The organism is Herminiimonas sp., assembly GCF_030645555.1.
Classification (GTDB): Bacteria; Pseudomonadota; Gammaproteobacteria; order Burkholderiales; family Burkholderiaceae_D; genus Oxalicibacterium.
In genome coordinates this window covers 1-3,528 of record NZ_JAUSME010000298.1, presented here as the reverse complement: position 1 = coordinate 3,528, position 3,528 = coordinate 1, and the positions used below count along the sequence as shown (strand labels likewise).

Genomic DNA, 3,528 nt, shown 5'->3' with positions numbered 1-3,528 from the left:
GAAACTTCCAGACCCACCGGCATCCAGGCCGCGCACCAGGCGGCGCTGGACGATGGCCGCTTCCTGATCCAGCGCTGCAATGCCTGCAGCCGCCATGTGTATTTCCCGCGCGAGCTGTGTCCGCACTGTGGCAGCGACCAGCTGGCGCTGGTGCCGCCGTCCGGACTGGGCACCGTGCATGCGGTGACCACCGTACGGCGCAAGCCCGAGGCCGGGGGCGACTACAACGTGTCGCTGGTGGATCTTGACGAAGGCGTGCGCCTGATGAGCCGCGTCGACAACCTGCCACCGGCGGACGTGAAAATCGACCAGCGCGTGCAAGCACGGGTGAAAGTCGAAAATGGACAGGGACTGGTCGTGTTCGACGCACTGGAAGGGGAAAAGGCATGAGCCTGCAATCATTGCGCGGCAGCGCCGCCATCGCCGGCGTCGCCACCTTCGGCCAGGGCGAGGCACATGGCTTCACCGACATGGAAATCCTGGCGCGCTCGGCGCGCGCTGCAGTGGCCGATGCCGGCCTGAAGATGAGCGACATCGACGGCTTGTGCACCGCCAGTTCCAGCGCCAGCATGTGGGCCATGCCGGTGGTCGAATACCTCGGCATCCGTCCTCGTTTCCTGGACAGCACCATGCTGGGCGGCTCCAGCTTCGTCGCCCATCTGCTGCCAGCGATGCTGGCGCTGCAGTCGGGCCAGTGCAATGCGGTGCTGGTCTGCTACGGCAGCGCGCAGCGTACGGCCGCCTTCGGCCGGCGCGAGATGGTCGCAGCCCGCCGCTACCTCGACCCCCAGCCTTACGAAACGCCGTATGAACCGATGCTGCCGCCTTCCGCCTATGCGCTGGCGGCGTCGCGCCACATGCACCAGTTCGGCACCACCCGGCGCGACCTGGCCGAAGTGGCGGTGGCGGCGCGCGCCTGGGCGCGCATGAATCCGGAAGCCTTCATGCGCGATCCGCTGTCGATCGACGACGTGCTGAATGCGCGCATGATCAGCGATCCGCTCTCGGTGCGCGACTGCTGCCTGGTAACCGATGGCGGTGGCGCCTATGTGCTGGTGCGCGCCGAGCGGGCGCGCGACCTGCCCAACAAGCCGGTGTACGTGCTGGGCAATGCGACTGCGGTATGGAATCGCCAGATTTCGTCCATGCACGACCTGACGGTGACGGCCGCCACTGAATCCGGCCGCGAAGCATTTTCCATGGCCGGCCTGAAGCCGTCCGACATCGACATGGTGCAGCTGTACGACGCCTTCACCATCAACACGCTGCTGTTCCTGGAAGACCTTGGTTTCTGCAAGAAAGGAGAAGGCGCGGCCTTCGTGCAGAACGGCGGCATCGCGCCTGGCGGACACCTGCCGGTCAACACCAATGGCGGCGGCCTGTCCTGCGTGCATCCGGGGATGTACGGCATTTTCACCATCATCGAGTCCGTGCGCCAGTTGCGCGGGGAGTGCGGAGAACGGCAGATAGCGGGGGCGCGCACGGCGGCCGCCCATGGCAACGGCGGCATGCTGTCCAGCCAGTCGACCGCCATCCTCGCCACTGAAGAAGTCCTCTAGAACAAAGATCGAAAGAAGAAACCATGATCCGTGATCCCGAAACACTCGACGCCTTCCTCTCCTCGCTCAACCGCTTCGTGCGCGAGCGGCTGGTGCCGGCAGAAGAACTGGTAGCCGAAACCGACGCGATACCTGAGGACATCGTCAGGGAAATGAAGCAGATTGGCCTGTTCGGCCTGACCGTGCCGGAGGAGTATGGCGGGCTCGGACTGACGATGGAGGAGGAAGTGATGGTGATGCTGGAAATGGGCCAGACCTCGCCCTGCTTCCGCTCGCTGTTCGGCACCACGGTCGGCATCGGTTCCCAAGGCATCCTGATGGACGGCACCGAGGACCAGAAAGCCAAATACCTGCCGCTGCTCGCGACCGGCGAACTGATCGCTTCGTTCGCGCTGACCGAGCCCGAGGCTGGCTCCGACGCGGCGTCGCTGCGGACTACCGCAATTCGCGACGGCGACCACTACGTCGTCAACGGCACCAAGCGCTACATCACCAACTCGCCGCACGCAGGCATTTTCACGCTGATGGCGCGCACCGATCCGAACAACAAGGGCGCAGGCGGCGTGTCGGCTTTCATCGTCGAACGCAACACACCTGGCATTTCGATCGGCAAGATCGACAAGAAGATGGGCCAGCGCGGTGCTCATACCGCCGACGTGATCTTCGAGAACTGCCGGGTGCCGGCAAGCCAGCTGATCGGCCACAAGGAAGGCCAGGGCTTCAAGACCGCGATGAAGGTATTGGAAAAAGGCCGCATCCACATCGCAGCGATTTGCGTCGGCGTCGCCGAACGCATGCTGCGCGATGCGCTGCGCTATTCGATCGAGCGCAAGCAATTCGGCAAGTCGATTGCCGATTTCCAGCTGGTGCAGGCGCTGCTGGCTGACAGCCAGGCTGAAGTCTATGCTGCGCGTTGCATGGTGATCGACGCCGCCCGCAAGCGCGACGATGGCCGCAACGTGTCGACTGAAGCCTCGTGCTGCAAGATGTTCGCATCGGAAATGTGCGGCCGGGTGGCGGACCGCGCCGTGCAGATCTTCGGCGGCGCCGGCTACCTGGCCGAATACGGCATCGAACGGTTTTACCGCGACGTGCGCCTGTTCCGCTTGTATGAAGGGACGACCCAGATCCAGCAGATTGTCATTGCGCGCAACATGGTGCGCGACTTTGCCGAGTGAGGGGTAGAGCAGGTTTTAATGCAGCAATGGTGGAGAAGCAAGAAATCAGTTTGACGCAGTACACAGATGCGGGCCTGACCGGCCCCGAAAACAAGCCAACCAAAGGAGACACAGCATGAAAAAACTATCCCGCACCGGCAGCATGCGCCGCAAGATGAACGCCGCCCTGTTCGGCCTGCTGGCCGTTGGCAGCACGGCCACGCTGGCGCAATCCGGACAGACCGTCAAGCTGCTGGTCGGCTATACCGCAGGCGGCCCGGTCGATGCCGGCGCCCGCGTATTCGCCCCCTACTTCGCCAAGGAACTTGGCATGCAGGTGGTGGTGGAAAACAAGCCGGGCGCCGGCGGCTCGATGGCTGGTGACTACGTGGCCAAGTCGCAGCCGAACGGACTGACGATCTTCTTCGGCGCCAGCCCGACCATGACCATCACGCCGCACGTGCTGAAGGCCATGCCCTTCGATCCGGTCAAGGACGTGGTGCCGCTGGCGCCGATCCTGACCTATGCCAACGCGCTGGTCGCCAACAAGGACATGCCGTTCAAGAATGTGCAGGAACTGGTGACCTACGCCAAGGCCAATCCCGGCAAGGTGACTTACGGCTCGGCCGGCATGGGCGCGTCCAACCACCTGAGCGGCGAGCTGTTCGCAATACGCACCGGCACCCAGCTCAGCCATGTACCGTACAAAGGGAATGCCCCGGCAATGACCGACGTGATCGGTGGCCAGATCACGATGATGTTCGACATCGTCAGCACCGCACGCAACTACATTTCCAGCGGCCGCGTGCGGC

The 3,528-nt window shown here is 63.9% G+C and carries 4 protein-coding genes; all 4 read left to right on the top strand.

Translation table 11 applies throughout. From position 1 onward, the window contains the following. The first annotated feature begins 21 nt into the window (after positions 1-21). Positions 22-390: a Zn-ribbon domain-containing OB-fold protein gene (locus tag Q7T06_RS11380; protein ID WP_304784727.1), complete on the top strand. Its 369-nt coding sequence runs from the start codon at positions 22-24 to the stop codon at positions 388-390. Continuing rightward, the gene (locus Q7T06_RS11375; protein WP_304784723.1) at positions 387-1,559 is read left to right on the top strand and encodes a thiolase; all 1,173 of its coding nucleotides are present in this window, start codon (positions 387-389) and stop codon (positions 1,557-1,559) included. Before Q7T06_RS11380 ends, Q7T06_RS11375 begins: the two co-directional genes overlap by 4 nt. Before the next feature lie 23 nt (positions 1,560-1,582). Next, positions 1,583-2,737 carry an acyl-CoA dehydrogenase family protein gene (locus Q7T06_RS11370; protein ID WP_304784721.1) on the top strand — a complete coding sequence of 385 codons (1,155 nt, stop codon included), beginning with the start codon at positions 1,583-1,585 and terminating at the stop codon, positions 2,735-2,737. A 115-nt stretch (positions 2,738-2,852) separates the two neighbouring features. Next, positions 2,853-3,528 (top strand): Bug family tripartite tricarboxylate transporter substrate binding protein (locus tag Q7T06_RS11365; protein ID WP_370652378.1); only part of this gene is annotated, 676 nt, incomplete at its 3' end.